Genomic DNA, 25846 nt, shown 5'->3' with positions numbered 1-25846 from the left:
ACAACGAACTAGGGGAGGAATGATGGGATGCGCAAAAATGAATGCATTGCCATGCTGCTCGCCGGCGGAGAAGGCCGACGGCTGGGCGTGCTCACGAAGGATTTGGCCAAACCTGCAGTGCCGTTCGGAGGCAAATACCGGATTATCGATTTTACGCTCAGCAATTGCGTGCACTCGGGCATCGAGACGGTCGGGGTGCTTACTCAGTATCAGCCGCTCGTGCTGACGCAGCATCTTGGGATCGGCTCTCCGTGGGGGCTGGATCGCCGCGAGGGGGGCATGCACGTCCTGCCGCCGTACGTTCGCCAGAAGGGCGGCTCCTGGTACAAGGGGACGGCCAATGCGATCTATCAGAATCTTGGCTTCATTGAACGCTATGATCCGGAATACGTGCTGATAATTTCGGGCGACCACATCTATAAAATGAACTACGATCTGCTGCTGGACGCGCACAAGAAAAACAACGCGGACGCGACCATTGCGGTGATCAGCGTGCCTTGGGCGGACGCCAGCCGCTTCGGAATCCTCCGGGTGGACGAGGAAGGGCGGGTCGTCGAATTCGCGGAGAAGCCCAAGAAGCCTACCAGCAACCTGGCCTCGATGGGCGTATACATGTTCAAGTGGTCGGTGCTGCGCGATGCGCTCATTCGCGACGAGGCGGAGCCGGGCTCTTCCAACGATTTCGGCAAGGATGTCATTCCGGCGCTCCTGGCCGACGATGCGCGGCTGTATTCCTATCAGTTCGATGATTACTGGAAGGATGTCGGGACGATCGACAGCTTGTGGGAGGCCAATATGGATCTGCTGGAGGAGAAGCCTTCGCTTCGACTGAACGACCGCGACTGGCGGATTTTCACCGCAAGTCCGAACCAGCCGGCGCATTACGTATCCCCAAGCGCGAAGGTGAAGGGCTCGCTGATTAACGAGGGGTGCGTCGTCGAAGGTCATGTGAACCGTTCCGTGCTATTCAACGGAGCCTGCGTCGGCGAGGGCAGTTTCGTTGAGGATTCGATCCTGATGCCCGGCGCGATCATCGGCAGACATGCGACCATCATTCGCGCCATCGTAGGCGAAGGCGCTGTCGTCGGAGACGGCTGCAAGGTCGGCAGCGTGGACGCGGAGGAGATTGCGGTAGTCGGGAGCGGAGAGACAATCCGCCCGCAGCAGGAGCTTAAGGAGGCGGAGCCGGTATGAAGCTGCCCTTGATGGGAGTAATCAACTTGATTCATGAAGCGGATGAGATGGAGGCCCTGACGGCCAATCGCTGCCTGGCTACGGTGCCGTTCGGCGGGCGGTATCGGCTGATCGATTTTACGCTGTCCTCCATGGTTAATTCGGGCATTCCCAAGGTGGCGGTCTTTGCGCACCGGAAGTTCCGGTCGCTGATGGATCATCTGGGCTCGGGCGCGAATTGGGATCTGCACCGCAAGCAGAGCGGGCTGTTCGTGCTGCCGCCTTCGATGGACGATCAGACGGATTTCGGCAAAGGCGATTTGTATCATTTCTACCGTCATCGGGACTATTTCGCGCGCAGCGCGCTCGATTATGTCGTCATCTCGCGCAGCCATATGGTATGCAACGTCGATTTCTCCAAGGTACTGGACCAGCATCGGGAGTCGGGAGCGGACATTACCGTCGTCTGCAAGCGGACGCCCGGCGGAACGCCCGGACTCGCACGCAAGGCGAAGGTTGATGAGACAGGGCGGATCGTGGAGATGCAGGATCATTTCGGCAGGCTGGACAGCGACATCGTCTCCATGGAGATGTACGTGCTGAGCAAGGAGCTGCTTCTCGATCTCGTGGAAACCTCTCTGGCGCAAGGGCGCGACCATTTTGTGCGGCATTCGATTCTGTCCCGCTTGAACCGGCTGCAGGTGCACGCTTATATGCACGAAGGGGCGCTGGGCGTCGTCAACAATATCGCCGCCTATTATCAGCACAGCATGGAGCTGCTGCGGCAGGACGTGTGGAAAGAGCTTTTCTTCAAGCCCGGCGCCATCTATACGAAGGTAAAGGACGAACCGCCGACTCACTACGGAAACGGTGCGGACGTCGCCAATTCCTTGATTGCCAACGGGTGCGATATCGAAGGCACCGTGACGGACAGCATTCTGTTTCGCGGGGTCAAGGTCGCGAGAGGGGCGGTCGTACGCAACAGCATCGTCATGCAAAACGGCGTCATCGGCGAGAACGGCTCTTTGGAAAACTGTATTCTGGACAAGGAAGTGGAAATCCGCGCTCTGCAGCAGCTGAGGGGCTCCACGGACGTGCCGTTCATTGCGCTTAAGCGCAAAGTCATCTGAAGGGAGGGGAGTCCATGCGAGTGATGTTTGCGGCATCCGAGGCGATGCCGCTCGTGAAGACCGGAGGGCTGGCCGACGTTGTCGGCGCTCTCCCTAAAGCGCTCGCGAGGCAAGGCGTGGAGGTGACGGTCGTTCTGCCGAAATACGGAGAGATCCCGCCGGCAATCGCGGATGCGGTGACGACTATCTCCATCATAGAGGTTCAGTTGGGCTGGCGCAGGCAGTATTGCGGCATTCAGGAGGTTTGCGTCGACGGCGTGCGCTTCCTTCTGATCGACAACGAGTTTTATTTCAAGCGGGGATATTTGTACGGGTATGGCGACGAAGCCGAGCGCTTCGCCTTCTTCTGCTTCGCCGTGCTGGAAATGCTGGACAAGCTGGAGCATCTGCCGGATATTCTGCATTGCCACGATTGGCAGACGGGATTGATTCCCTTCCTGCTGCGCACAAGATACGGGAATCGGCCGGGATATCGGGACATTCGGACGGTATTTACGATTCACAATCTGCAATACCAGGGGGTGTTCTCGCGGGAGCTGCTGCAGGAGCTGCTGGCGACGGGGGACGATTCGTTCACGAAGGACAGCCTGGAGTTCTACGGGGCCGCAAGCTGCATGAAAGCGGGGCTACGCTTCGCGGACAGGCTGTCTACCGTAAGCTATACATACGCTCAGGAGATCCAGACGGAGCAATACGGCGAAAAGCTGGACGGCGTCATCCGGGAGCGTTCGCAGCAGCTGTGGGGGATTCTGAACGGGATCGATACGCAGGTGTACGATCCGATGAGCGATCCGCACTTGTTCCTGAATTACCGCAATTCGCTGGATAAGAAGCGCCAGAACAAGCTGGCCTTGCAGAGAGAGCTCGGGCTGCCGGAGGACGGAGCCGTCCCGATGATCGGGATCGTTTCGCGGCTGACGGCCCAGAAGGGGTTCGATCTCATTGCCGAGGCGCTGCCCGAGCTGATGAAGGAGCGCATTCAGCTTGTTATCCTCGGATCGGGCGAGCCCGCCATCGAGGCGATGCTGCGCGACGCCTTGCATGCGCACCGCGACAAGATCGCGCTCTGGTTCGGCTTCAACGAGGGCTTGGCCCGTCGGGTCTACGCCGCCTCGGATCTGTACTTGATGCCTTCCCGCTTCGAGCCTTGCGGGCTAAGCCAGCTCATCGCCTTGCGTTATCGGACGGTGCCGATTGTGCGCGAGACGGGAGGGCTGAAAGACACGGTGGAGCCTTACAACGAATATAACGGTACAGGTACCGGATTTACGTTCGGTCCCCCTTCGGCGCATGATCTGCTGTTCACCGTTCGACGCGCGCTTGCTTACTACAGAGAAGAAGAGCACTGGGCCAGAATCGTGGCCAACGGCGCCAAGAAGGATTACGGATGGGAGACTTCTGCCAGACTTTATTGCAAACTATATCGCGAACTCGTCAGCTAAGAAGGAGAGGATTGGCATGGCACGACATCTGGTCATCGGCAATGGAAAAACGCTCGTCAACTTGGACGGCAAGGGTTACATTCGGGACGTCTATTATCCGTACGTGGGGCAGCAGAATCATGTGGGCGGGCACGCCTGCCGGTTCGGCGTATGGTGCGACGGCTCATTCGCTTGGCTGGACGACCCGGAATGGGCGATAGAGCTCGGGTATATCGAGGATTCGCTCGTTACGAACGTGACGGCACGCCATGAGCGCATGGGACTGGAGCTGCAACTGAACGACGGCATTCATCAGCGGGAGAGCATCTATCTGAAGCGCGTCGTCGTACGCAATCTGCGGGATCACGAACGGGACGTCCGGGTGTTTTTCCACCATGACCTGATGATCGACGGCAATGAGGTAGGGGACACGGCGGCTTTTTACCCGGGGAATCGAACGGTATTCCACTATAAGCGATCCTCGTACTTCATGTTTAACGGGAAGTCCGACCAGGGCGGAATCTACCAGTTCTCCACGGGAATCAAGCGATTCCACTCCGCGGAGGGCACCTGGCGGGACGCCGAGGACGGGGAGCTCATGGGAAACAGCATTTCTCAGGGGTCGGTGGACAGCACGATCAGCTTCCGGACGTTCGTCCCGCAAGGCGGGGAACGGACGATCTACTACTGGATGTCCATCGGGCAGAACATGGAGGAGGTCAAACGGCTGGACCAATACGTGCAGGACAGCCATCCCGAGAAGCTGCTCAGCCGGATCGTCATCTATTGGAACAACTGGCTGTCCAGAGCCGGCGGCCGAACCGGGGATCTGCCCTCTGGCGTCGTGCGCCAATTCAAGCACAGCCTGCTTATCGTCAAGACTCAGATTGACGAGCGCGGCGCGATTATCGCCGCCAACGATACCGATATTCTGCAATACAACCGGGATCACTACAGCTATATGTGGCCGAGGGACGGAGCGCTTATCGCGGATGCGATGTCGCTTGCGGGCTATCACGGGACGATCGCGTCTTTCTTCCAATTTTGCGGTCGCAACCTGTCGCCGGAAGGTTACTTGCACCATAAATACAATCCCGACGGCACGGTCGGCTCCAGCTGGCATCCGTACGTCGTGAACGGCGTTCCGAGGCTCCCGATCCAGGAGGACGAGACGGCTCTGGTGCTGTATGCCCTATGGAAGGATTATGCCCGCCACGGGGAGATCGAGCTGGCACAGTCCTTATACGGCACGCTCATTCGCAAGGCATCGGCGTTCCTGTGCGACTATATGGAGACGGACTTGAATCTGCCCAAGCCGAGCTACGATCTATGGGAGGAGCGCTACGGCATCTGGACCTATACGGTGGCTTCCGTCTACGGCGGCTTGATGGCCGCTGCGTATTTCGCCGATCTGTTCGGCGACTACGACCGCAGCGATCAGTACCGCGAGGTCGCCGAACGCATGAAGCAAGGCATCGTAGATCGGCTGTGGGACGAAGAGTCCGGGCGTTATGCTCGCGGTCTCGTTCTGGAGAACGGTCAGTGGGTCAAGGATATGACGGTGGAGAGCAGCTTGTTCGCCCTGTTCGAATTCGGAGTGTTTCCCGCCGAAGACGAGAAGGTATCGAAGACGATGGAGGCGATCTCCGAGAAGCTTCGCATCCGGACGGAGGTTGGAGGCATTGCGCGGTATACGAACGATTACTATTTCCGCCAATCCGACGACATAGACCGGGTGCCCGGCAATCCCTGGATCATCTGCACGCTGTGGGTGGCGGGCTTCCAGATCGAAACCGCCCGCACCGCAGAGGGACTGGAGGAGCCGCGCAGAACGCTGGAGAAGGTCGCCGGATTTGCGCTGCCGGGCGGCAATCTGCCGGAGCAGCTGCATCCCGAGACGGGCGAGCCGCTCTCGGTCGCTCCGCTTACCTGGTCCCATGCGACCTATGTCTCTACGGTGTGCAAATACGTCAAGAAGCTGGAGCAGCTTGCGGCGGGCGGCAACGGCGCGTGATCGGGGAGCGAATGGGTGCCGGTATCCGATACCAAGCGACAAGGAGCGATGTCGGCTAATTACTGCTCCTCTGGGCGCAGGATTGACTGCGGATCTCCCTTCCCGAAGCGGCTGTAGGTAGATTGACTTTCGTAAAGGATGAAAAGGCGGGCGGGATGAACGATCCTGCCTGCTTTTTTTCGTCTTTTAGAAAGATGAAGCAAGAATAATTGTCGATTGGCTCTGCCTCTATTGGTGACATTCATGGTGTCACTGATGACATGCTATACTGAATTCAGATCAAGGGAGGGGCTGGCTTGAAAAGAAACGACCGTCTCATTGCCATCGTAATCGCTTTGCAGCAACGGCCGGAAACGGCTCAAGCTCTGGCGGACAAGCTGGAGGTGTCCAAAAGAACGATTCTCCGCGATATGGAGGCGCTCGCCGAGATCGGCATACCCCTCTATGCCGTATCGGGACCTGCAGGCGGGTTTCGCTTGATGGACGGCTTCAAGCTGCCTCCGCTGCAATTCGATTCCCAGGAGGCGCTTGCGATTTTGTTCTCGCTGAACGCGATGACGAAAATGGCCGACACGCCGTTTAATCAAGCGCGCTGGACGGCGATTGACAAGCTTAGGGCAACGATGCCGGAGAACGTTCTGCAGCAGGTGGAGCCTTTGCTTTCTCGCTTCGAGATGGAAATTCCCAGTCGCAGCTACACGACGCCTTGGCTTGAAAAGCTGTTGGTCTGGGCAGGGGCCTCCGTCTGGGTTCGCGCCTATTATCGTTCCGAGCGGCAGGAAAGATGGCTGGAGCTGCTGCCCCAGCGCATATATTCCGCGCACGGCTTCTGGTACTGCGATGCCTACTCCGCGTTCCATCGGGAGCAACGGACATTTCGCATCGATCGGTTCGTCGAGGTCCAGCCGATGGAGCCGCCGTTTGCGGGGCAAGTTCAGATAGACCGCAATCGGGAGCGGGACGAAGCGAAAGCCGGGTCGATCCGCATTCGGGTCGAGCTTTCTTACCGGGGCGCTTTGCTTGCCGAGCAGGACCCTCATATCGGCGGGCTCGTGCGTCAACTAGACCAGTCGCAATGGGAGCTTGCCTTCGATTGTCCCTCGTCCGAATGGGAGTGGGCGCTGGATTTTTTTACCCAACTGGGCACGGATGCGGACGTATTGGAGCCGCCGGCGCTCAGAGCGGGAATTTACGAGCGGGCGTGTCGGCTCGCCGAACGGTATAAGCCCGAGTGATCGGGATGCGTACAAACTGATTTGGCTAAAAAAGGAGAAATGAAGCATGAACGGAACGTTGCAGATGCGAGACCATTTATTGCAGGAGCTGGATTTGGTCGTGAGGACAACTGGTTCGTTAATTGCCCGAATCGGAGAAGGGGAGTGGGCGTATCGCCCGCAGGCCAATATGCGTTCCCTGCTGGAGCTGGTTCACCATCTTGTCGCCATTCCGGCTTCGGATCTGGCTATTCTGCAGGAAAAGTCGGAGCCGGAGGTAGCCGCGATCGAGAACGCGTCTGCGGGCATTGCCGACCGGGAGCTGTTGGTTCGGCGTCTGGAGGACAATTGCGAGCTGTTCAAGCGGTATATTCTTTCGTTGAGCGAGGATGAGCTGCTTCACAAATCGACGAAAGCCTATTATCTGGACCATGGCGCGGTGCAGGCGAAGTGGTTGATCGAGGTCGTTACCCATATGTTCCATCACCGTTCCCAGCTGTACAACTATCTCAAGCAGAACGGGCATGATGTGCAGTTTTTTATTCTGTATGCATAGCCTTTAAGGCCAAACAGAACATAGCGCAGCATCCTCCGGCCTTCCGCAGGCTGGAGGTTTTTGCGTCTTCGCCGCCGTGCCCAAGACCGGCGAAGCCGTTTTTACTTCCTTGAAGCGAACGGCGTTTAAGCTTCCCTCTCGGTAAAGAAGGCCAGCAAAGCAACGAGCGGCATGAACACTCCGACTAGGGCGGTAACCGCCCAGCCTCCGTAAGCGTAGGACCAGGCCCCAAGTGCCGATCCGACAGCTCCCCCGATGAAAAAAATCGAGATGAACAGCCCGTTCAGACGTCCTCTGGCTTCACTCCCCAAGGCGTAAATCGAACGCTGCCCCAGCACGAGATTGCCGGAGACGGCCATATCCAGCGTGATCGCCGAGATAAAGAGCAGGACAAGCGCTGTCGCGGACTGGCCGCGAACGAGATAGATCAACAGGAAGGACAAGGATGCGATAGCCATCGCGGCTCCGGACATTTTTCTGCTCCAGCCCTTATCCGCCAGCCTGCCGGCAATCGGGGCGGCGATCGCGCCGCTCACGCCGACTAATGCAAACCAGGCGATTCTTTGCTGGGACATGCCGAAGTCCTCCGCCAAGCGTAATGGAACCGTCGTCCAGAAAAGGCTGAATGCTCCGAATAAGCAAGCCTGATAGAAGGCCCGGCGGCGGAGCACGGGGGTGCGCCTGAGCAGCGTGCCCAACGAGAGGATTAGCTTCCCGTAGGCGACCGTAGGCGAGGGGGCGCGCACGGGCAGTATTCGGGTCAACAGAACGGCAAGGAGAGCGATCAAGACGGACGAAACGGCAAATACGGCTTGCCAGCCCCACAGGCTGGTCATCAAGCTTGCCGCTGGACGAGCGAACATGATTCCGAGCAGAAGGCCGCTCATCACGTTTCCTACGGCGCGTCCGCGTTGTTCCTCCGTTGCCAAATAAGCGGCATAGGGAACCAGGATTTGCGCGGCAACGGCTCCCATTCCGATGAAGAGAGACGAGCCGAGGAAGATCGCCGCATTCGGAGAAAAGGCGGCCGCGGCCAAAGCGGCTGAGGTAATTGCCAAGGAAGCTGTCGTAAGACGGCGGTTTTCAAGCACATCGCTAAGCGGCACGATGAATATTAATCCCGCGACATACCCGATCTGGGTCAGGGTGACGATGAATCCCGCGACCGCCGAGGACAGTCCCATTGCCGCGCTGATCGGTCCGACCAGGGTCTGGGCGTAATAAAGGTTGGCGACAATAAGTCCGCATGAGGCTGCAAGCAGAAAGGTTAATCGGTTTGACAGGCGAGCGCCTGCCGGAGCTTGGGGTTTGTGCATGATTGTTTCCTCCTTGAATGTAGGGATACTTTTCATAAAAACAAAACTGAACGTATCGTTTATTAAATCATGAGAATATAATATACTGAACGTATCGTTTTGTAAATAGGCGGAAGAGGATTCTTTTCTGTCCAACTTTTGATATACTGAACGTAACGTTTAGATGGAGATTTCGAGCCGAAAGGGTGGATTTGAATGAGTGCGCAAAGAGGGCGACCGCGTAACGTTGAAACGCAAAAGGCGATTCTGGCCGCTTCCTATGAGTTGCTGCTGGAGAACGGCTTTGCTGCGGTAACCGTGGAGAAAATCGCCGAGCGGGCGGGTGTAAGCAAAGCGACGATCTATAAGTGGTGGCCGAACAAGGCGGCTGTTGTCGTCGACGGGTATTTGTCTGCCGCTGCGGACAGAATGCCTGTCCCCGACACGGGCTCGGCCTTCCGGGATATCGTCGTTCATGCGTCTAACCTGGCCCGTTTCTTGCAGAGCGGCGAGGGGAAGGTGATCACGGAATTAATCGGCGAAGGGCAATTCGATCCCGGATTGGCGGAGGCGTATCGGAACGGATACTTCCGCCCTCGCCGCTTGGAGGCTCGTCAATTGATCGAGCGCGGCATTCAACGCGGAGAGCTGAAGGCGGGGCTTGACAGCGAACTTACGACCGATCTCCTCTATGGGCCGATTTTTTACCGCTTGCTGGTGACGGGCGACAAGCTGGACGGCGATGAAATAACGCAGCTGGCGGTTGCGGCTTTCGAAGGCATTCAAACGGAGAAGAGGGAGGCGTCCGAGCATGGTTAATCGAAGCTCCCGCACCTTCGCGCCGACCCTCGTGAGCCCGCTGTTCTATGCCCTGGCCGCGACAACGGCTCTGTGTCTTGTCCTCTGGGTGATCCGGGCGTTCCAGCTGCAATTCGTACAGTATCAATTCCTGCTGTGGAACTTCTTCCTCGCCTGGCTTCCGCTTATCGTATCGATGACCTCCCTGAAGTACATGCGCATCATGAAGGGGCGCAATTCGACGCCCGGACTTCTGGTGCTGGGAGCGGCCTGGCTGCTTCTATATCCGAATGCTCCCTATTTGACGACGGACTTCATCCACCTGATCTTTAATCCCCTCTACGCGGGGTATGATAAGGAAGGCTTACTCCTGTGGTACGATCTGGTGCTGTTCTTTCTGTTCGCCTGGTGCGGGCTGCTGCTCGGCTATCTGTCCATGAGGCATTTTCACGATCTCATCGCGTACGCTGTCGGCGTGCTTCAGGGATGGGCGTTTATTCTGGTCGTTTCCTTCTTGGGGGGCTTCGGCGTCTATTTGGGGAGAGTCGTCCGCCTGAACAGCTGGGACGTGCTGTTTAACCCCTTCCGCTTGATCGAGGGGGTGCTGGAAGGGATCAACCCTCGGGCGGCGGTGTTCAGTCTCCTCTTCGGCATGCTTATATTGATCGTGTATGTCACGCTTTATTTATTGACGGTATCCCGTGCTCAGGTCTCATCCCGGACGGCGGGCGAAGGACCGTGAAGGCGGCGATACTGCTCCGGCGTCATGCCTTCCTTCTGCCGGAACGTGGCGACGAAGTGGCTGGCGTCGCGAAAGCCGACCGCCTCCCCGATTCGCCGTACGGTCCAGTCCGGCCTGGAAGGCAGCCATTCCTTGGCCTTGCGCAAGCGAAGCTGAATCAAATAGGCGTAAGCCGTCTGTCCGAAGAGCTGGCGGAAACGCTCGTTTAATTGTCTTTGGCCGATGTCCAGCTGCGCAGCCATGGCGGGCAGCCCCAGATCGGGATTGGCGTATTCGCGCTCCAGCCAATCGAGCAGGCGCTGAATGCGCTCCAGCCGCCTGGTGAGGGACGGCAGGTGGTTGCGCCTCCCGTTTGTTTTCAACAAGGTGAGCAGGCGGTACAGCTCGGCCGAGCCTTTCCAGCCGGAAGCGTCCGAGCCGACCTCGGCCAAGGAAAGCATGCTCTCCAACTGGCGGGAAAGCTCGTCGTGGTGCAAATCCCACTGAATCTTGTCGGGGATGACGCCGATCAGCTCGGAGACGAGCTGGGTCGCCATCGTGCCTGTAAAGGTGACGTAATAGGTTTTCCAGACGGGGCTTCTGGCCGCGTATTCATGAATGACGCGAGGAGGAAGCAGAACGCCGGAGCGCTCCCCCAGCTTAAAGCTAGTCTCCAGCGTGCGAAGCTCGCCCTCGCCCTCTATCGTCTGCAGCCAGTGGAAGCAAGGATATCCCTCGGGGCGTTGGATCAACTCTTGATCCGGGTTCATGCCGATCGTCTCCAACTGCAGGGGGAGCGATTCCGACGGGGTGGGGTAGACGACTCTGCGTTGCATTCTTGTTTCCTCCATATTTTTATATCTGTAGGCTCTTATATTATATAGGAGTTAGCTAAGCGTTGCATATATAATCATGAAATAGGTGACATTTTACTATATCAGGTCAATGAGGTGACAGCATGATCAACTCGAAAAAGGCGAAAATATGGTACGGCGGCGACTACAATCCCGATCAATGGGAGAAGCCGGTATGGGATGAGGATTTGAGGATGTTCAAGCTGGCGGGGATCGACGTCGCCACCCTGAACGTATTTGCGTGGGCGCGGAACCAGCCGGACGAAGACACCTACGAATTCGGTTGGCTCGACGAGATGATGGATAAGCTTCATGCCGACGGCGTGGGCGTCTGCCTGGCGACGAGCACGGCTGCGCATCCGGCTTGGATGGCAAAGAAATATCCCGATGTGCTCAGAGTCGATTTTGACGGGCGCAAGCGCAAATTCGGCGGTCGTCACAACTCCTGTCCGAACAGTCCGTCTTATCGGAAATATGCCGTGCGCATGGCGGAGAAGCTGGCCGATCGTTATAAGGATCATCCGGCGCTGCTGGTCTGGCATATCTCCAACGAGTATGGCGGCTATTGCTATTGCGACCATTGCGAGGAAGCGTTTCGGGATTGGCTGCGCGATCGCTACGGCTCGATTGAGGCGGTCAACCGGGCATGGAACACGGGCTTCTGGGGACATACGTTCTACGAATGGGACGAAATTGTCCTGCCAAGCCGCCTGAGCGAGGAATGGATCAGCACGAGCGGCCGGCTGTCTACGAATTTTCAAGGAATCTCGCTGGATTATTGCAGATTTCAATCGGACAGCATGCTGGAATGCTACAAGCTGGAGTATGAGGCGGTCAAGAAGCATACGCCCGATATTCCGGTCACGACCAATCTGATGGGCGCCTTCAAGGACCTTGACTACCACAAGTGGGCCAAGCATCTTGATGTCGTTTCCTGGGATAACTACCCTTCGTTCGATACTCCGCACAGCTACACGGCGATGATGCACGATTTGATGCGCGGCCTGAAGGACGGGCAGCCGTTCATGCTGATGGAGCAAACGCCGAGCCAGCAGAACTGGCAGCCTTACAATTCGCTCAAGCGTCCGGGTGTCATGCGTTTATGGAGCTATCAAGCGGTCGCCAGAGGCGCGGATACGGTGCTGTTCTTCCAACTGCGGCGTTCGATCGGCGCTTGCGAGAAATATCACGGCGCGGTCATTGAGCATGTCGGCCATGAGCATACGCGCGTATTCCGCGAATGCGCCGAGCTGGGCAAGGAGCTGTTCGGCCTGGGCGATGCCGTGCTGGACGCGCGTGTCAAATCGAAGGTGGCTCTGCTGTTCGACTGGGACAACTGGTGGGCGGTTGAGTTGTCGAGCGGACCGACCGTCGCGTTGAAATACGTGAACGAGCTTCACAAATACTACGATGCGCTGTATCGGGCGAACATCGCCGTGGATGTCGTTTCCGTGGAAACCGATCTGAGCGGCTACGATCTGGTCATCGCTCCGGTGCTTTACATGCTGAAGCCGGGCGTGGCCAAACGTCTGGAGAGCTACGTGGAGGCGGGCGGGGCGCTCGTGAGCACGTATTTCAGCGGCATTGTGAACGAGAGCGATCTCGTTACGCTCGGAGGGTATCCGGGAGAGCTTCGCAAGCTGCTTGGCATCTGGGCGGAAGAAATCGACGCGCTGCTGCCTACCCAGAGCAACAGGATCGTGCTGAAGTCCCCGCAAGAGGGCTTGCAGACCGCTTACGGCTGCGGCATGCTGTGCGATCTCATCCACTCCGAAGGCGCGGAAGTCGTTGCCGAATACGGCGAGGATTTCTACCGGGGAATGCCGGCGTTAACGGTGAATCGATTCGGCAAGGGCGAAGCCTGGTATGTGGCCACCAGTCCGGACGATGCGTTCCTGCAGGATTGGCTGCCCAAGCTATGCGAGGCTCGCGGGGTCGAGCCGCTCCTCGCGGGAGCTGCGGCCGGCATCGAAACGTCATTGCGGGAAAAAGACGGAACCGGCTACCTGTTCGTCTTGAACCATGATGCCGAGACGGCGTCCGTAGCGCTGGGCGCGCGGACGGGCGTGGATATGCTTACGGGGCGGCGCATAAGCGGCTCTGCGGAGCTTCCGGGCCGAGATCTGTGGATCATCAAGTTGGACCAGTAAGGCGAGCGCCGGACGGGCGTTCACGACTCCTTGCGCGCGGTTGACCGCGCGCAAGGAGTTTTTTTTGCGGACGGGTCGCTGTGCGGAAGGGAATTGCTGCTCTTTGCGAATGAAATGAGCATTCCTTATCATAGGCTCTTCATAGATATTAAGGCTTATGGAACCATGTTTAATCCATCCCCGTATGAGATAATATAGGCATAGAGAGGAGAGGGCAGGATGAGCTTTTTCAAGAAAATTACGGATTCGGTTAGTAAAGGGGTAACGACGGCGACGGAGAAGGCCCAGCAGACCGTGGAGATTACAAAGCTGAATTCTCAAATCTCCGGCAAGCGCAAGGAAATCGACAAATTATACGCCATGATCGGCGAATCGGTATATGAGGGGTTTTTGGCGCACGATCTATCCACCGCGGAAGCCAAGGTAATGCCGCGATGCGAGGAGATTTCCCGAATTCAAGAGGAGATCGTCGCTCTGGACGCGCGCATCAAATCGATCCGCAACGAGAAGGATTGCGTGTGCGGGAAACGGGTGAGCGAGGATACGCGGTTCTGCCCATCCTGCGGACATCCGTTTCCGGCTCCGGAGCCGGTCGTTCCGGAGGAGGAGCCGATTCAGGCCGAACCGCAACCGGCGGATGAAGAGGCAGCAGAGGAGGCGGGCGCAACGGCGGTGGAGCTGGAGAAATCCGAAGCTTCGCGCGCGGATCAGCGCCAGGTGTGCGTCAACTGCGGAACGCCGCTTTACGGGGATAGTCATTATTGTCCTGCGTGCGGTCAGTCGACTCGATAAAGTGTTGCTCTACAATCAAGATCAGCTCTGCCGTGAAATGGCGGAGCTGATCTTTTTTTGCTGCGCTCATAAACCGCTCGGCCGTCATATTCTCCAATCAAAAGCAGTCCCCTCGGCTCTTATGCGATTGGGAATTCCGATAGCGGTGTAACGTTAATTCACTTATTGAAACGCAGCGAATGATCAGGTCTGGAAAGTATGGGCAAGAAAATTTGAAAATAAACTGGGAAAGTAGATAAAAACATTCGCTCATTTATGTTATATTATATAACATATGAATTAAAAGTCGTTTTTAGAGCTTGATTTGCGTTATATTACCTGACCGATAAGATGTTGATGTTATAGCGTGTAGCAGATTGCGGACAGCGCCATTCCTGAGGATGGGGCTTCAAAGAAGGAGGCAGTCATATGGCCATGATGCCGCACCAGAAGATTATTGAAGGAAGCCGTTCGGATGAAACGAGATTTACTTTAAGGGAACTGATATCCCTGCCCTTCATGAGAGGGACGGGGGTGCTGGCGGGAGAGCGGAACGTCTATCGCCCTATCTCCCGCGTTAATGTGGCGGAAGCGGCGGATGCAGTGGCATGGGCGGGCTCCAGGGAATTGCTGGTGCTATCCGGTTATTCGGGGCACAATGGCGCCGACTGGCTGCGAAGCTATATACCGGAGCTCGCCAAACGGGGGATTTCAGCTATCGGTCTGGCGGACAACTGCAGCCTTGGCGCAAGGTCGGCGGAAATCTGCGAATGGGCGGATAAATACGGGATGCCTCTGCTGCAGCTGCCCGCCAATCTGGAATTGGCGGATCTGCCGGGAGTCGTCGCGGAAAGGATAGTGTCCCAAGGAGCCGATCTGCTGGTCGAACTCAATGAACGTCTGCAGCGAATGACGAGGCTGCTTCTCGAAGGGAACGGCTTCCACGCTTTTCTGGATGCCATGGAAACGATGCTCGGCAACCCCGTCGTTGTCGTTCGGGAGCAGGATAAGACCTGGTTGTCTCAGGAGCTGAGAGAGGCCGAATCGGTTGAAATGTGGCCACTTCTGCAATCGTTGACCTATCGGCAGATTGGCAAAGCCTCCAACGACGGCTATGCGTTGCTGCCGAACGCTTGTCGCATCTATGTCAAGCCAGTGCCTGCTCAGAGAGGGAAGCAGGCAAGCTTGGCGGTTCTGGAGCGCAATCGCAGCCTGGAATTATTGGATACGTTAAGCATAGATCGCATGGCTTCGCTTGTCGGGCTGGAGCTTGCCAATGTCGAGGCGGTTCGGGAAGTCGAGGGCAAATATCTGGATCATTTCCTGCAAGATTGGCTCTCGGGCAAGATCGTATCGGAGACGGACTGGAAGCTTCGGGCCGAAGTGAGCGGTTGTCCGATCCCCGAAGGAACGCCGGTCTGCGCGGTTCTGATCGGCGTGCAATCGGCCGACTCGGGGGAGCGGCTGCGCGAAATGTCCCGTCGATTGCGTCTGGAGACGCTCCGAGAGACTGGCGAGCTGCTTGCGGCCTCAATGGGTGAGGATCTGGCGTTGGTGCTGCCGATAGCACAGGAGAAGCCGGGCGAGAACGACGGCGAGGAGGCGTTCGCCAGCCTCCTGACCGAGCTGCTGGAGAAGCTGAAGGCGCTGCTCGGCGAACCCGAAGCTCGGCTGTATGCCGGCCGGATCGCCCATCGCTCCGAGGGGCTGCAAGCAAGCTGGGCGCAGGCCAAGAGGGCTCGGCAGGTCGCCGAAGTGTGCGGCTTGACGGGCGAGACGGTGCTATACGATAAGCTGGGCGTGTACTCGCTGCTATATCTGATTCCTTCCGGCGAGGAGCGGGAGCAATTCCTGAACCGCTACGCATTGCCGCTCCAGTTGGCGGATCGCAAGGGCGGAGGCCGGCTGATGGAAACGCTGGAAATGTTCTTCCGATGCAACGGCAACATTAAGCTGACATCCGAAAGGCTATTTGCCCATTATAATACGATCGTCTACCGGCTGGAGAAAATTCAGGCGATTCTGAACGTATCTCTTGACGATCCCGAGGATCGTCTGCAGCTTCATCTGGCGCTAAAGCTGGGTCAGATCACGCCAGGCGGGACGCCCGGCTGAGCGTCGGCAGAGAAAGAGCGAGGATGACAGGCATCAAGCCGTCGTCCTCGCTCTTTCTCGTTGCGATGGGGTTGATCATTCCGAAACGGGAGTGATCAGCACCAGCCAGCGCGAAGGATGATAACCAGAAGAATAAAGAGAACCAGGACGAATGCGGCCGCACTCATGCCGCCTGTCACTGGACCGCAACCGCAGCCCGTACCTACACCTGCAACCGGATAACCCATCGTTGATAACCTCCCGTGTGGTTGTGGTTGTGATGGCGAATCACAATGACAGCATATGACGGGAGGCCAAAGGACTCCTGTACGTTTGTACCGGCAGGGCGAATAATCCTGATCAGCGCGGATTCAGCTGATTGAAGTAGCGGAAATGCTTGATGCGGGATTCGCCTTGCACGGGGCCGCTGCATCCCGCTCGCAGAATCGAGGAGCTGGATACGCCGAGCGAATAGAGAGCTCCGACCCGGAGGGTAGGCCAGGGAGAGACGCTGCTAAAGCGCACGGGGGAGCAGGGCTTCAAAGTGAGCTTCGGCAAGTAGAAGAGAGGATAGGATTCCAGATAGAATTCGTCCTCTGTGTAATTGGTGATCGCCTGCTGTACGGCTAAAGCCTTGGAGTCCATATCCGTTCCTTCGCCGTCGCCGAGATGCACAATACCCGAAGAGCTGACCGTGTTCACATAAAGGGTCGCTATCGTTACGCTTCTGCAGGACAGGCTCATTCGGACGCCTCCGCTTGCGGAGCAGGCAAAGGAGCCAGCGGAGAGACGATAACGGATTCCGGCGGCGTGTCGAAATAGGAATAAAGCGATATCGATTCCGTATCCCCGAGGAGCAGGGCCGACGAGCTGGATATACCCAGCAGGCGGATGCAATCTACACATACGGGACCGTTGGTGACATGCAGCGATATCGGTGTCGTCATGGCTTCGACCTCCTTTGTTCGGCTTGTTCCTGCTTTTGCTGCTTGCTTAGATACGCTGAGAAAGCTCCTTGAATATCGTGGATCGTTTTTTGCCGGATGCTGTCCCGCCACTTAAGCTGCTCCTCCTCCGAGCCATTGGCCGGATAGGCTTCTTTTCTGGCGTAGTAATGAACGCGTTCGTTCAACTGGTGCTTTACGTCGTCCGTAATTCGGCGTCGGTGAGCATCGTCCAGCGTGACGGAATATTGCTTCTCCAGCTCCATCAGCAAGGCGCGAGATTCGGTATCCATATAGTTCGCCATCTCCCCTTGGAGCTGTTGCAGGGGGACGAGCGCGGCGTCAGGGGTGTCGTTCGTGACCTTCCAGCAGGAAGGGTCGGGCGCTTCGAAGGATTCGATCCCTTGAATGCCTTGCGGCGTAATGCCGACGTTAAGCGTGCCCTCCAGCCGATTAACCTTGAGCTGGTCGAAATGGTATTCGACATGGACGGGCGGTTTGCCCTTGAGGTCATCCAATTGCCTCTGCTGGCTGGCCAACTGCTCTGTCAGCTGCTGGACCTTGAATTCCAGATTACAGATGCGCTGCATCCAGTCTCCCCAACCATTCGCGGATGCGTAGACCTGCGAGGGCGCGGGATATGGAGGAGGCTGAAAGCTCGGGGGAACTCCGTTGCGGGAATTCGGCTGCATGATTGCTGCACCTCGCTTATGTCGGATTCGGCAGAGGGACGAGCGACAGGGCGCTGTTGGCCATGCCAATCTCGCTTAGCTCCGGCGCGGGCTCTGTGAAGCCGCCCGTATTGTAGAGCTGCGATAGCGATTGGATGCTTCCCGCGCTTCCGATTTGCAGGACGGATGAATTGGTGATGCCTTCTATTCGAAGTTGTCCGATGGATATCGTCTGGTTAATGTTCCAGTTCAATCTAAACAACCCCCGAGTTCCCGATGTTATTTTCGGAAGAATCCTGTACATCCGGGTCATTCGTGTTCGTTGCGCTGATGGCGTTGTTGCTTCTGGACAAATCGCCGGTCAAGAAGGAACCGGAGCCGGCATAGGTTTTGGAAATGCTGGAAGGGGAGATCTGGAGGGCGTCCCCAAACTGAACGACGCCGCTTCCGCCTATGCTCAGGATTTTGACATTGCCGATGATGCATGGCATGGGCATAACGACTCCTTCGCTGTGGGCTCTCCAAACAATGTATGAAGGCGGATGCCCAGAGGTTCTGCGAGGTTTTAGCACGGGGCTTTGGGCACGGGGGGCGAACGCTCTACATATGCTGGAGAAAACGGCGTTCGGAGCGAGCTCCGGCGCGGGCGACTTGAGCGGGGAGGGACGGAGATGAGTTCTTTTTTCGACAGCGGGCCGCTTCCGGACTGGAAGGATATTCAGCAGTGGCTCGGCAAGGATATTCCTTGGGAGCTCGCGGAAAATTGGGATCGGAGAGAGGATTCCGGTTGGCTGAACGATTACATTCAGAAGATGATGCGACAGTCCAAATCGGCCGCGCGCATTCAGGCGCGAAGCCCTGTGCAGGTGGAATTGAAGCAAGGGGCCAAATATGTCGATGTCAAGATCGGCTTGCTCCCCGATACCGATATCAAGCAATTGCGATTGTTTGCGACTTCGGAGCATCTCCGATTGAGCGGCTTGCCGGGGGACAAGAAGCGGGTGGTGCGTTTTCCTTATCTGGTCTATGCCAGGTCGGGCAAAGCCGTGATGAAGAAGGAGCGGGAGCTGCTTGTCCGCTTTAAGCGCAAGCCTCTTGAAAAGTCGGAATATGAATTGTTTATCCAGAATTAAACCGTTATAATGCTTTTAGAGAAAGCAAAGAAACGGCGTCGGCGGAGTCGGGATGCTCGAAGGAGGCAAGGCAGTGGATTTGGTGAATGTGTCTGAGGTGTCGGCGGGATTGTTTATTTCCGGGGTTATTTTCATAATGCTGATCGGGTCGTTCTTGAGCTTGGGCGTTCTGCGTTTTTTCCAATTGAAGAAAAGGCAGGGAGGCATCTACCTGGGGCTCTCCGGGCTTTCGTTCGTGACGATGGTGCTTGTCGTAAATACGTGGTTTTCCTGAGCGGAACAAGAGAGGCGGTTCGCGACTGACGTTCGTGGAGCGGCTCTTTTTTTTGAGATGCGACAATGCCCCGGCGCAGAGGAATGGCTCGCGCGCTCGGGGCATTTTTGTCGGATTGGACGTCGGCGTTATCTCCGTTTTCCTCTCAGACTGGCGGTGCGGGCGTTCTGGCCCTCGAAATCGCCGCAGAACACGTCCTTGACGGACACGGTTGTCGTATGGTGATAGACCGGAACACAGTGATGGCGCCGAATTACCTGAACCTGGTGAACGACATCTACATGCTGCGGGTGATAGTAGTCTTCAAATACGGTTTGCGGCGGATCGTAGACCGCCTTGCTGTTGCATTTCGGACAATCGGACATAGGAACTTGCTCCTTCCTTGGGGTGTTGTACATTATACGGCGGAGATTGGCGGTTGACTGTTCAGAGGCCTACGGGCTCGCCCACATTGCGGGTTGTTTGACGAGGGTGCGCGTTTCCGGCATATTAAGAAGAAAGGATGGCTCGGCGGGAGGGTTTATCATGAGAATGACGGAAGAAGCGATGCGGCGAATGCTCCGGAGTGGGCTGCGAAGGACGAAGCGGCGGGAACTGCGGGTTCGATTAGGTCGTGAAATCTCAGACGATTTCGAGGTGAGCGGTTGCGGCGAGGGTTCCCCGACTGCGGCGCCGGAAGCGGGGCTCCAATGAGTATGGCGCGCAAGGCGCTGCAGGCGCCGATCCGATTCTATCGCAAGTTTATTTCGCCGCTTAAGCCCCCTACCTGCCGGTTTTTGCCGACCTGCTCGGCATATGCGCTTGAAGCGATCGAGGTGCACGGGCCCGCCAAAGGCTCGTACCTGGCTGTGAGGAGAATATGCAAATGCCATCCGTTTCATCCGGGAGGCTTCGATCCCGTGCCGGAAGCGAAGCCTGCGAAACCCATGCGAGAGTAGAGCGGAACCGGCGTTACGCGCGGAGAAGAGAGACTTTTAACAAAAATCTTGATAATAATTATCATTATTGTTATAATACAAAAAGAAAAGAAGGAACGTAAACGTTCCTCCTTCATGCGTCTTACAGGCTTCGGCCTACTTGGTTTCGAAAGTTCCGCAGTCTGTTTCTACGGAATTAGCAGCCTCGCTTGCGATGTGCTTCGTAATAAAGATCGTTTCGGCTCTGCATTGGTTCTCATCGGCCCAGTACCGGCAAGAATTAACTTCGCAACGAACATCTTTAGCCATGGGGTTTCACCTCGCTTTCGATACCGAGAAAACAACACAATCAGGAGAAGTTGCAGCTTGTCCTGAAGGTTACCTCTTCTAATGGAAGAGGTTGTTTGTCTGCGGTTTAATAGATTCAGGTTAAGCATATCAGATTTTTCCTCCGCAGGCAAACGACATTACCTTGTCCGAAACAAAAAAATACGGTAGGCGAGATTTCGTGTATAGGAAATAAGGACTACGCGCACTTGACATGACCTCTCTCGTTCGGTTATATTTTGCGGTGAGAACCTTATATCCATTTCCTGTGAACGGATAAGTACAAGGGAACGCGCTATCGCAGAGAGCCGGGGAAGCTGCGAACCGGTATAGAGCGACTTTGGAAGATGGTCCCGGAGGATTCGATCCTGAGCGGAAAGACGCGCAGCGCAGCGTTTTTTCTTGAGGGGCGACGCGCGATCGGCGTTAACGATCGTCTTCATGAGCTTTCGTCGGCGAGCAGCCTGCGGAAGGAAATTGGGTGGTACCGCGTGAGTTACAGCTCTCGTCCCATACGGACGGGGGCTTTTTGTATTTTTTTGACGCGAGAAGGAGATGAGCAGGAATGACGGAAGCGAACAAAACGTTTTATATTACGACGCCGATTTACTATCCGAGCGACAAGCTGCATATCGGACATGCTTACACGACGGTGGCCGGAGATGCCATGGCCCGCTACAAGAGGCTTCGCGGGTACAGCGTGCGCTATTTAACCGGAACGGACGAGCACGGGCAGAAGATCGAGAGAAAAGCGCAGGAAGCGGGCAAAACGCCGCAGCAATTCGTCGACGATATTGTCGTGGGCATCAAGGAGCTTTGGGGCAAGCTGGAAGTGTCGAATGACGATTTCATTCGCACGACGGAGCCGAGGCATACGAAGGTTGTTCAGGAAATTTTCGCGAAGCTGCTGGAGCAGGGAGATATCTACAAGGGAGAATACGAAGGCTGGTACAGCATCCCGGATGAAACCTACTATACGGAATCGCAATTGACGGACATCGTGCGGGGGGAGAACGGCGAGGTCATAGGGGGCAAAAGTCCGGAAAGCGGCCATGCCGTAGAGCTCGTCAAGGAGGAGTCGTATTTCTTCCGCATGAGCAAGTATGCGGATAGGCTTCTTGCCTATTATGAGGAGCATCCCGACTTTATTCAGCCGGAATCCCGCAAGACGGAGATGATTAACAATTTCATCAAGCCCGGGCTGGAGGACCTGGCCGTGTCGCGCACGACCTTCAGCTGGGGCATTCCGGTACCCGGAGATCCCAAGCATGTGATCTATGTGTGGATCGACGCGTTGTCCAATTACATTACGGCGCTCGGCTACGGTACGGACAAGGACGAGGCTTATCGCCAATTCTGGCCGGCCAGCGTTCATCTGGTGGGCAAGGAAATCGTCAGGTTCCATACGATTTATTGGCCGATTATGCTGATGGCTCTGGGCCTTCCGTTGCCGGAAAAGGTGTTCGCCCACGGCTGGCTGCTGATGAAGGACGGCAAGATGTCCAAGTCCAAAGGCAATGTCGTTGATCCGCTCAAGCTGATCGACCGCTACGGCCTGGACGCCGTTCGGTATTACCTGCTTCGCGAGGTGCCGTTCGGCGCGGACGGCGCCTTCACGCCGGAAAATTTCGTCGAGCGAATCAATTACGATCTGGCGAACGATCTCGGCAATCTGTTGAACCGAACGGTCGCCATGATCGACAAGTATTTCGAAGGCGTCCTGCCCGAGTTCGCTCTAGGGACAACCGAGTTCGACATCGAGCTTGAACGAATGGCGTCGTCTACGGTCGAGAAAGCGGAAGCGGCGCTGGAGAATATGGAGTTTTCCGTGGCGCTGGCGGCGATCTGGGCGCTTGTCGGCCGTACGAACAAGTACATTGACGAGACAAAGCCGTGGGCATTGGCGAAGGAAGAGGGAGACCGCCCTGCATTGGCATCCGTGATGGGGCATCTGGCGGAGAGCCTCCGCATCGTCTCGATCTTGATCCAGCCGTTCCTTACGCATACGCCGCGCCGTATCTGGGAGCAGCTTGGCATTGAGGAAGGGGAGCTTACCTCTTGGGCGAGCGTTAGCGAATTCGGCGCAAAGCTATCCGGCGCGAAGATCGCCAAGAGCGATCCCATTTTCCCTCGTCTGGAGCTGAAGGACGAAGTGGCGTGGATCTCCGGCTCTATGGGCGGAAAAGCGGCCGCGGATGCGGAGCAGCCGCAGTCTGACGGAGCCGGCGCGGAATCCGTACAAGCGGCGGCGGAGGTTCCTGAGCTCGCGCCGGAAATTACTATCGACGACTTCATGAAGGTCGAGCTGCGCGTGGCGCAGGTGCTCGCATGCGAGCCGATTCCGAAGGCCGACAAGCTGCTCAAGCTTCAGCTTGATCTTGGCTTCGAGAAGCGGCAGGTCGTATCCGGCATCGCCAAGTTCTACAAGCCGGAAGAGCTGATCGGCCGCAAGGTTATCTGCGTAACCAATCTGAAGCCGGTGAAGCTGCGCGGCGAGATGTCGCAGGGGATGATCCTCGCGGCTTCTCAAGGAGAGCAACTGACGCTGGCTACCGTGCCGGAGAACATGCCGAACGGAGCGCTAGTAAAATAGATCGGTCTGTATGCACGCCCTCCGCTCGCGGAGGGCGTCTTAAGTTCATAGTTGACAGCCGTCGTCACGGAACCTATAATCGGATTGTTAATAAAAATTATTACGATTAAGGAGTCGACTATGAAACCATCATCCAAGAAGCTGCTCATCCTAATGCTGATCCTCGCGATGGCGGCTTTGGCCGGTTGCGGCAAAAATAATTCGTCCAATCAAGCGGAGGGCAAAGTCAACGTCGTGACGAGCTTCTACCCTCTGTATTATTTTGCGAAGGAAATCGGCGGAGATCATGCGCATGTCGTAAATCTGGTCGCGACAGGCGTCGAGCCGCACGACTGGACGCCGAAGAGCCGCGACCTGGAAGCCGCGTCCAAAGCGCAGCTCTTTCTCTATCACGGAGCCGGCCTAGAGGGCTGGGTCGATCATTTTCTGAACGGACTGGGCTCCGATAGCCAGGTGCTTGCCATCGAAGCCAGCAAAGGCATTACCTTAATTCAAGGCAATCATGAGCATGCGCTCGAAGAGGAGCATGGGCATGAGGCCGAAGGCGAACACGGACACAAAGCTGAGGATCAGCCTGCCGAAGAAGAAGGGGGAGCGCATGAAGAGGAGGGGCATAGCCACTCCGACCTGGATGTCGACCCGCACACCTGGACGAGCCCGCGGTCTGCGCTCATCATGGCTGCCAATATCCGCGACGCTTACGTAAAGGCCGATCCGGAGCATCAAGCCGATTACGAGAAGAGCTTCGCGTCTTTGGAGGAGCGGCTTAAGGAGTTGGATTCCAAGTTCACGCAGCAGCTGTCCGGCTATGAGCGCCGCGATATCGTCGTGTCCCACCAAGCGTTCGGGTACCTGTGCCGGGACTATAATCTGAATCAAATTGCGATTATGGGGCTGTCTCCCGAAGCGGAGCCGAGAGCACAGGATCTGCTGGGAATCGCGAACTTCGTTAAGGAGCATCAAATTCCCTATATCTTTTTTGAAGAGCTGGTCTCCCCGCAGCTGGCGGATACGTTGGCGCGAGAGGCCCGGGTGGACACGCTTGTGCTTAATCCGCTTGAGGGACTCACCTCGGAGCAGGAAAAAGCGGGGGACGATTATTTCACGCTGATGGAGCGGAATTTGGAAAACTTGCAGAAGGCGCTGCAGTGAACTAACATAGAAGGATTGGGAGATTGATTATCCCCGCGAAAGGAGAGCCCTTAATGAGCGGTGCGGCAAGCGCGATTCAGGCGGGATGCCATCAGGAAATCGTCAAGCTGGATGGGGTGTCGTTCTCCTACGACTCCCAGAGCATTCTTCAAGGCGTATCGTTTACGATTATGGAGCGGGACTTCGTGGGCCTGATCGGCTCCAACGGGGCGGGCAAAACAACGCTGCTTCGCATGATCGTCGGCTTGGCTCGTCCGCAGAAGGGCTCCGTGACGCTGTTCGGAACGCCTGCCGGACAATTCAAGGATTGGAACCTGATCGGATATGTTCCGCAGCGAAGCCATTTCAATCCGCTGTTCCCGGCTACGGTCAGAGAGGTGGTCTTGTCCGGACTTTACGGACGGAAAAAGCTGTTCCGCCGCCTGTCCAGAGAAGATGTCGAACGATGCGAGGACGCGCTCGCCGCGTTGAAAATCGAGGATCTGGGCAACAAGCGGATCGGCGCGCTGTCCGGCGGTCAGCAGCAGCGTGTATTCCTGGCAAGGGCGCTGATCAACAATCCGAAGCTGCTTATTCTGGACGAGCCCCTGACAGGCATCGATATCGAGACGCAGCACAATTTTTTTCAAATGATCCAGCATATGCATCAGAGACACAACATTACGTTCCTCATGGTGTCCCACGACATGGATATGGTGCGTTCTTATTTGGGCGAGGAGCCTAAGGAGAAGGTCGGCAAGCTCAGCTTCTACGTCCGTCACTCGCACGATTTGGAAGATTGCCGGGGAACGGATTTGCTGCACTCGCTGCGGAAGGAAGGTTAAAGGGGCTTGGAATTGTTATCGATGGAATTTTTTCAACGGGCGCTCATTGGAGGCGCCCTTATCGCGATTACCGCTCCCCTGATGGGGCTGTTTCTCGTCTTGAGACGGTTAGCCATGATCGGCGACACACTGGCTCATGTGAGCATTGCCGGAGTGGCGCTCGGATTCCTGATGCACGTCTATCCGGTGGCTGTCGGCCTAGTGTTCGCCATTGCCGCATCCTTCGCCATTGAGGCGCTGCGCCGCACGTACCGCACGTATGCCGAGCTGTCGCTTGCCATTATCATGTCGGGAGGCATTGCGCTGGCTTCTTTGCTGTTTACGCTGGGCAAAGGCTTTAATCAGAGCGTAACCTCCTATTTGTTCGGAAGCATCTATACGCTGGATTATCAGGATATTTACGTGATTGCCGGTGTGACGGTCATCGTGCTGTCGATAGTGCTCATCCACAAGAAGGAGCTGTTTCTCGTCACCTTCGATGAGGATGCGGCGGCTGTCAGCGGTTTGCCTATGAAGTATTTTAATATTATGCTTAGTATACTTACGGCGCTAGTCATCAGTGTGGCAATCAAAATCGTCGGCGCGCTGCTTGTGTCGGCGCTGCTGACGATTCCCGCAGCTTGCAGCCTTGCCTTGTCCAGAAGCTTCAAGCAGGCAGTCATTCTTGTTGTGGTGATCGGGGAGATTGCTGTGATGGCGGGGCTATGGATCGCAGGCATCGCCAACCTGGCGCCGGGCGGGACGATTGTGCTGCTGCTGATCGGCATTCTGGTCGTGGCGCTCGCCTCGACCCGATTCGTGCGGACTTAGGGAAAAGGAG

28 protein-coding genes are annotated in these 25846 nt (G+C 56.7%); 19 read left to right on the top strand and 9 right to left on the bottom strand.

The features are described 5' to 3' along the window. The first annotated feature begins 27 nt into the window (after positions 1–27). The 6 genes from ACFO1S_RS04465 (at position 28) to ACFO1S_RS04440 (ending at position 7508) form a co-directional block, all read left to right on the top strand. Positions 28–1194, top strand: coding sequence for a glucose-1-phosphate adenylyltransferase (locus ACFO1S_RS04465; RefSeq protein WP_204604461.1), 1167 nt, complete (start codon positions 28–30; stop codon positions 1192–1194). After that, the gene (glgD, locus tag ACFO1S_RS04460) at positions 1191–2303 is read left to right on the top strand and encodes a glucose-1-phosphate adenylyltransferase subunit GlgD (RefSeq protein ID WP_204604460.1); all 1113 of its coding nucleotides are present in this window, start codon (positions 1191–1193) and stop codon (positions 2301–2303) included. The genes ACFO1S_RS04465 and glgD overlap by 4 nt, the downstream gene beginning before the upstream one ends. A 14-nt stretch (positions 2304–2317) precedes the next feature. Next, entirely contained in the window at positions 2318–3745 is a 1428-nt protein-coding gene (glgA, locus tag ACFO1S_RS04455; protein WP_204604459.1) for a glycogen synthase GlgA, read from the top strand. A gap of 16 nt (positions 3746–3761) precedes the next feature. Beyond that, positions 3762–5738: a glycoside hydrolase family 15 protein gene (locus ACFO1S_RS04450; RefSeq protein ID WP_204604458.1), complete on the top strand. Its 1977-nt coding sequence runs from the start codon at positions 3762–3764 to the stop codon at positions 5736–5738. 296 nt (positions 5739–6034) lie between these two features. Further along, entirely contained in the window at positions 6035–6973 is a 939-nt protein-coding gene (locus ACFO1S_RS04445; protein WP_204604457.1) for a helix-turn-helix transcriptional regulator, read from the top strand. A 46-nt stretch (positions 6974–7019) separates the two neighbouring features. Further along, positions 7020–7508 carry a DinB family protein gene (locus tag ACFO1S_RS04440; RefSeq protein WP_204604456.1) on the top strand — a complete coding sequence of 163 codons (489 nt, stop codon included), beginning with the start codon at positions 7020–7022 and terminating at the stop codon, positions 7506–7508. Between the two features lie 125 nt (positions 7509–7633). Here ACFO1S_RS04440 and ACFO1S_RS04435 read toward each other — a convergent pair whose 3' ends face one another. Further along, positions 7634–8824, bottom strand: coding sequence for an MFS transporter (locus ACFO1S_RS04435; protein ID WP_204604455.1), 1191 nt, complete (start codon positions 8822–8824; stop codon positions 7634–7636). Between the two features lie 195 nt (positions 8825–9019). On the opposite strand from ACFO1S_RS04435, the gene ACFO1S_RS04430 reads away from it, so the two are divergent. Together ACFO1S_RS04430 and ACFO1S_RS04425 are read left to right on the top strand one after the other, a co-directional pair. Next, complete coding sequence (locus ACFO1S_RS04430) at positions 9020–9622, top strand: TetR/AcrR family transcriptional regulator (protein ID WP_204604454.1); 603 nt, start codon at positions 9020–9022, stop codon at positions 9620–9622. Further along, positions 9615–10343, top strand: a complete 729-nt coding sequence (locus tag ACFO1S_RS04425) for a DUF1361 domain-containing protein (RefSeq protein WP_204604453.1) — start codon at positions 9615–9617, stop codon at positions 10341–10343. The genes ACFO1S_RS04430 and ACFO1S_RS04425 overlap by 8 nt, the downstream gene beginning before the upstream one ends. Here ACFO1S_RS04425 and ACFO1S_RS04420 read toward each other — a convergent pair. Continuing rightward, positions 10307–11158: a helix-turn-helix domain-containing protein gene (locus ACFO1S_RS04420; protein ID WP_204604452.1), complete on the bottom strand. Its 852-nt coding sequence runs from the start codon at positions 11156–11158 to the stop codon at positions 10307–10309. The genes ACFO1S_RS04425 and ACFO1S_RS04420 overlap by 37 nt on opposite strands. Positions 11159–11280: 122 nt before the next feature. Between ACFO1S_RS04420 and ACFO1S_RS04415 the strand changes: the two genes are divergently transcribed. The 3 genes from ACFO1S_RS04415 to ACFO1S_RS04405 all read left to right on the top strand — a co-directional run bounded on the left by ACFO1S_RS04415 (position 11281) and on the right by ACFO1S_RS04405 (position 16212). Beyond that, positions 11281–13326, top strand: a complete 2046-nt coding sequence (locus tag ACFO1S_RS04415) for a beta-galactosidase (RefSeq protein ID WP_204604451.1) — start codon at positions 11281–11283, stop codon at positions 13324–13326. Between the two features lie 219 nt (positions 13327–13545). Beyond that, positions 13546–14118, top strand: a complete 573-nt coding sequence (locus ACFO1S_RS04410) for a zinc-ribbon domain-containing protein (RefSeq protein ID WP_204604450.1) — start codon at positions 13546–13548, stop codon at positions 14116–14118. A 408-nt stretch (positions 14119–14526) separates the two neighbouring features. Beyond that, the gene (locus ACFO1S_RS04405; protein WP_204604449.1) at positions 14527–16212 is read left to right on the top strand and encodes a helix-turn-helix domain-containing protein; all 1686 of its coding nucleotides are present in this window, start codon (positions 14527–14529) and stop codon (positions 16210–16212) included. A 339-nt stretch (positions 16213–16551) separates the two neighbouring features. Here ACFO1S_RS04405 and ACFO1S_RS04400 read toward each other — a convergent pair whose 3' ends face one another. From ACFO1S_RS04400 to ACFO1S_RS04380, 5 genes are read right to left on the bottom strand one after another with little or no spacing between them, the layout of a single operon-like run. Continuing rightward, positions 16552–16935, bottom strand: a complete 384-nt coding sequence (locus tag ACFO1S_RS04400; protein ID WP_204604448.1) for a spore germination protein GerPE — start codon at positions 16933–16935, stop codon at positions 16552–16554. Then, positions 16932–17138, bottom strand: coding sequence for a spore gernimation protein GerPD (locus ACFO1S_RS04395; RefSeq protein WP_204604447.1), 207 nt, complete (start codon positions 17136–17138; stop codon positions 16932–16934). The genes ACFO1S_RS04400 and ACFO1S_RS04395 overlap by 4 nt, the downstream gene beginning before the upstream one ends. Continuing rightward, on the bottom strand, positions 17135–17827 hold the full coding sequence (gene gerPC, locus ACFO1S_RS04390) for a spore germination protein GerPC (RefSeq protein ID WP_204604446.1): 693 nt from the start codon (positions 17825–17827) through the stop codon (positions 17135–17137). The genes ACFO1S_RS04395 and gerPC overlap by 4 nt, the downstream gene beginning before the upstream one ends. Before the next feature lie 16 nt (positions 17828–17843). After that, a complete protein-coding gene (locus ACFO1S_RS04385) occupies positions 17844–18059 on the bottom strand; it encodes a spore germination protein GerPB (protein WP_204604445.1) in 216 nt (71 codons plus the stop codon). Position 18060: 1 nt separating this feature from the next. After that, positions 18061–18297 (bottom strand): spore germination protein, encoded by a 237-nt coding sequence (locus ACFO1S_RS04380; RefSeq protein ID WP_204604444.1) that lies wholly within the window; start codon positions 18295–18297, stop codon positions 18061–18063. A gap of 180 nt (positions 18298–18477) precedes the next feature. On the opposite strand from ACFO1S_RS04380, the gene ACFO1S_RS04375 reads away from it, so the two are divergent. Next, positions 18478–18939, top strand: a complete 462-nt coding sequence (locus ACFO1S_RS04375) for a hypothetical protein (RefSeq protein WP_204604443.1) — start codon at positions 18478–18480, stop codon at positions 18937–18939. Positions 18940–19012: 73 nt separating this feature from the next. After that, a complete protein-coding gene (locus ACFO1S_RS04370) occupies positions 19013–19213 on the top strand; it encodes a hypothetical protein (RefSeq protein WP_204604442.1) in 201 nt (66 codons plus the stop codon). Positions 19214–19341: 128 nt separating this feature from the next. Here the strand turns inward: ACFO1S_RS04370 and ACFO1S_RS04365 are convergent, their stop codons facing one another. Beyond that, complete coding sequence (locus tag ACFO1S_RS04365; RefSeq protein ID WP_204604441.1) at positions 19342–19578, bottom strand: hypothetical protein; 237 nt, start codon at positions 19576–19578, stop codon at positions 19342–19344. A gap of 160 nt (positions 19579–19738) precedes the next feature. Here ACFO1S_RS04365 and ACFO1S_RS04360 point away from each other — a divergent pair, with 160 nt between their 5' ends. Both ACFO1S_RS04360 and yidD read left to right on the top strand, forming a co-directional pair. Next, the gene (locus ACFO1S_RS04360; RefSeq protein ID WP_204604440.1) at positions 19739–19906 is read left to right on the top strand and encodes a hypothetical protein; all 168 of its coding nucleotides are present in this window, start codon (positions 19739–19741) and stop codon (positions 19904–19906) included. After that, positions 19903–20151: a membrane protein insertion efficiency factor YidD gene (yidD, locus tag ACFO1S_RS04355; protein ID WP_204604439.1), complete on the top strand. Its 249-nt coding sequence runs from the start codon at positions 19903–19905 to the stop codon at positions 20149–20151. Before ACFO1S_RS04360 ends, yidD begins: the two co-directional genes overlap by 4 nt. 135 nt (positions 20152–20286) lie before the next feature. On the opposite strand, the gene ACFO1S_RS04350 is transcribed toward yidD, so the two are convergent. Continuing rightward, entirely contained in the window at positions 20287–20439 is a 153-nt protein-coding gene (locus tag ACFO1S_RS04350; protein WP_204604438.1) for a DUF1540 domain-containing protein, read from the bottom strand. 583 nt (positions 20440–21022) lie between these two features. Between ACFO1S_RS04350 and metG the strand changes: the two genes are divergently transcribed. The 4 genes from metG (at position 21023) to ACFO1S_RS04330 (ending at position 25836) form a co-directional block, all read left to right on the top strand. Beyond that, positions 21023–23050 (top strand): methionine--tRNA ligase, encoded by a 2028-nt coding sequence (gene metG, locus ACFO1S_RS04345; RefSeq protein WP_204604437.1) that lies wholly within the window; start codon positions 21023–21025, stop codon positions 23048–23050. Positions 23051–23170: 120 nt separating this feature from the next. Beyond that, positions 23171–24202 carry a metal ABC transporter solute-binding protein, Zn/Mn family gene (locus ACFO1S_RS04340; RefSeq protein ID WP_204604436.1) on the top strand — a complete coding sequence of 344 codons (1032 nt, stop codon included), beginning with the start codon at positions 23171–23173 and terminating at the stop codon, positions 24200–24202. Between the two features lie 53 nt (positions 24203–24255). Beyond that, positions 24256–25026 (top strand): metal ABC transporter ATP-binding protein, encoded by a 771-nt coding sequence (locus ACFO1S_RS04335; RefSeq protein WP_204604435.1) that lies wholly within the window; start codon positions 24256–24258, stop codon positions 25024–25026. 6 nt (positions 25027–25032) lie between these two features. Further along, positions 25033–25836: a metal ABC transporter permease gene (locus ACFO1S_RS04330; protein WP_204604434.1), complete on the top strand. Its 804-nt coding sequence runs from the start codon at positions 25033–25035 to the stop codon at positions 25834–25836. Positions 25837–25846 lie beyond the last annotated feature (10 nt).

The organism is Cohnella boryungensis (assembly GCF_042651945.1).
Classification (GTDB): Bacteria; Bacillota; Bacilli; order Paenibacillales; family Paenibacillaceae; genus Cohnella; species Cohnella boryungensis.
The sequence above is the reverse complement of the archived record's forward strand: the minus strand, read 5'-3'. Positions and strand labels throughout refer to the sequence as shown.

Bases quoted from the DNA above. Each gene is read 5' to 3' on its own strand.
- ACFO1S_RS04465 (WP_204604461.1), top strand. From the start codon at position 28: ATGCGCAAAAATGAATGCATTGCCATGCTGCTCGCCGGCGGAGAAGGC.
- glgD (WP_204604460.1), top strand. From the start codon at position 1,191: ATGAAGCTGCCCTTGATGGGAGTAATCAACTTGATTCATGAAGCGGAT.
- glgA (WP_204604459.1), top strand. From the start codon at position 2,318: ATGCGAGTGATGTTTGCGGCATCCGAGGCGATGCCGCTCGTGAAGACC.
- ACFO1S_RS04450 (WP_204604458.1), top strand. From the start codon at position 3,762: ATGGCACGACATCTGGTCATCGGCAATGGAAAAACGCTCGTCAACTTG.
- ACFO1S_RS04440 (WP_204604456.1), top strand. From the start codon at position 7,020: ATGAACGGAACGTTGCAGATGCGAGACCATTTATTGCAGGAGCTGGAT.
- ACFO1S_RS04435 (WP_204604455.1), bottom strand. From the start codon at position 8,824: ATGCACAAACCCCAAGCTCCGGCAGGCGCTCGCCTGTCAAACCGATTA.
- ACFO1S_RS04430 (WP_204604454.1), top strand. From the start codon at position 9,020: ATGAGTGCGCAAAGAGGGCGACCGCGTAACGTTGAAACGCAAAAGGCG.
- ACFO1S_RS04425 (WP_204604453.1), top strand. From the start codon at position 9,615: ATGGTTAATCGAAGCTCCCGCACCTTCGCGCCGACCCTCGTGAGCCCG.
- ACFO1S_RS04420 (WP_204604452.1), bottom strand. From the start codon at position 11,158: ATGCAACGCAGAGTCGTCTACCCCACCCCGTCGGAATCGCTCCCCCTG.
- ACFO1S_RS04415 (WP_204604451.1), top strand. From the start codon at position 11,281: ATGATCAACTCGAAAAAGGCGAAAATATGGTACGGCGGCGACTACAAT.
- ACFO1S_RS04410 (WP_204604450.1), top strand. From the start codon at position 13,546: ATGAGCTTTTTCAAGAAAATTACGGATTCGGTTAGTAAAGGGGTAACG.
- ACFO1S_RS04405 (WP_204604449.1), top strand. From the start codon at position 14,527: ATGGCCATGATGCCGCACCAGAAGATTATTGAAGGAAGCCGTTCGGAT.
- ACFO1S_RS04400 (WP_204604448.1), bottom strand. From the start codon at position 16,935: ATGAGCCTGTCCTGCAGAAGCGTAACGATAGCGACCCTTTATGTGAAC.
- ACFO1S_RS04395 (WP_204604447.1), bottom strand. From the start codon at position 17,138: ATGACGACACCGATATCGCTGCATGTCACCAACGGTCCCGTATGTGTA.
- gerPC (WP_204604446.1), bottom strand. From the start codon at position 17,827: ATGCAGCCGAATTCCCGCAACGGAGTTCCCCCGAGCTTTCAGCCTCCT.
- ACFO1S_RS04380 (WP_204604444.1), bottom strand. From the start codon at position 18,297: ATGCCATGCATCATCGGCAATGTCAAAATCCTGAGCATAGGCGGAAGC.
- ACFO1S_RS04375 (WP_204604443.1), top strand. From the start codon at position 18,478: ATGAGTTCTTTTTTCGACAGCGGGCCGCTTCCGGACTGGAAGGATATT.
- ACFO1S_RS04365 (WP_204604441.1), bottom strand. From the start codon at position 19,578: ATGTCCGATTGTCCGAAATGCAACAGCAAGGCGGTCTACGATCCGCCG.
- ACFO1S_RS04360 (WP_204604440.1), top strand. From the start codon at position 19,739: ATGAGAATGACGGAAGAAGCGATGCGGCGAATGCTCCGGAGTGGGCTG.
- yidD (WP_204604439.1), top strand. From the start codon at position 19,903: ATGAGTATGGCGCGCAAGGCGCTGCAGGCGCCGATCCGATTCTATCGC.
- ACFO1S_RS04350 (WP_204604438.1), bottom strand. From the start codon at position 20,439: ATGGCTAAAGATGTTCGTTGCGAAGTTAATTCTTGCCGGTACTGGGCC.
- metG (WP_204604437.1), top strand. From the start codon at position 21,023: ATGACGGAAGCGAACAAAACGTTTTATATTACGACGCCGATTTACTAT.
- ACFO1S_RS04340 (WP_204604436.1), top strand. From the start codon at position 23,171: ATGAAACCATCATCCAAGAAGCTGCTCATCCTAATGCTGATCCTCGCG.
- ACFO1S_RS04335 (WP_204604435.1), top strand. From the start codon at position 24,256: ATGAGCGGTGCGGCAAGCGCGATTCAGGCGGGATGCCATCAGGAAATC.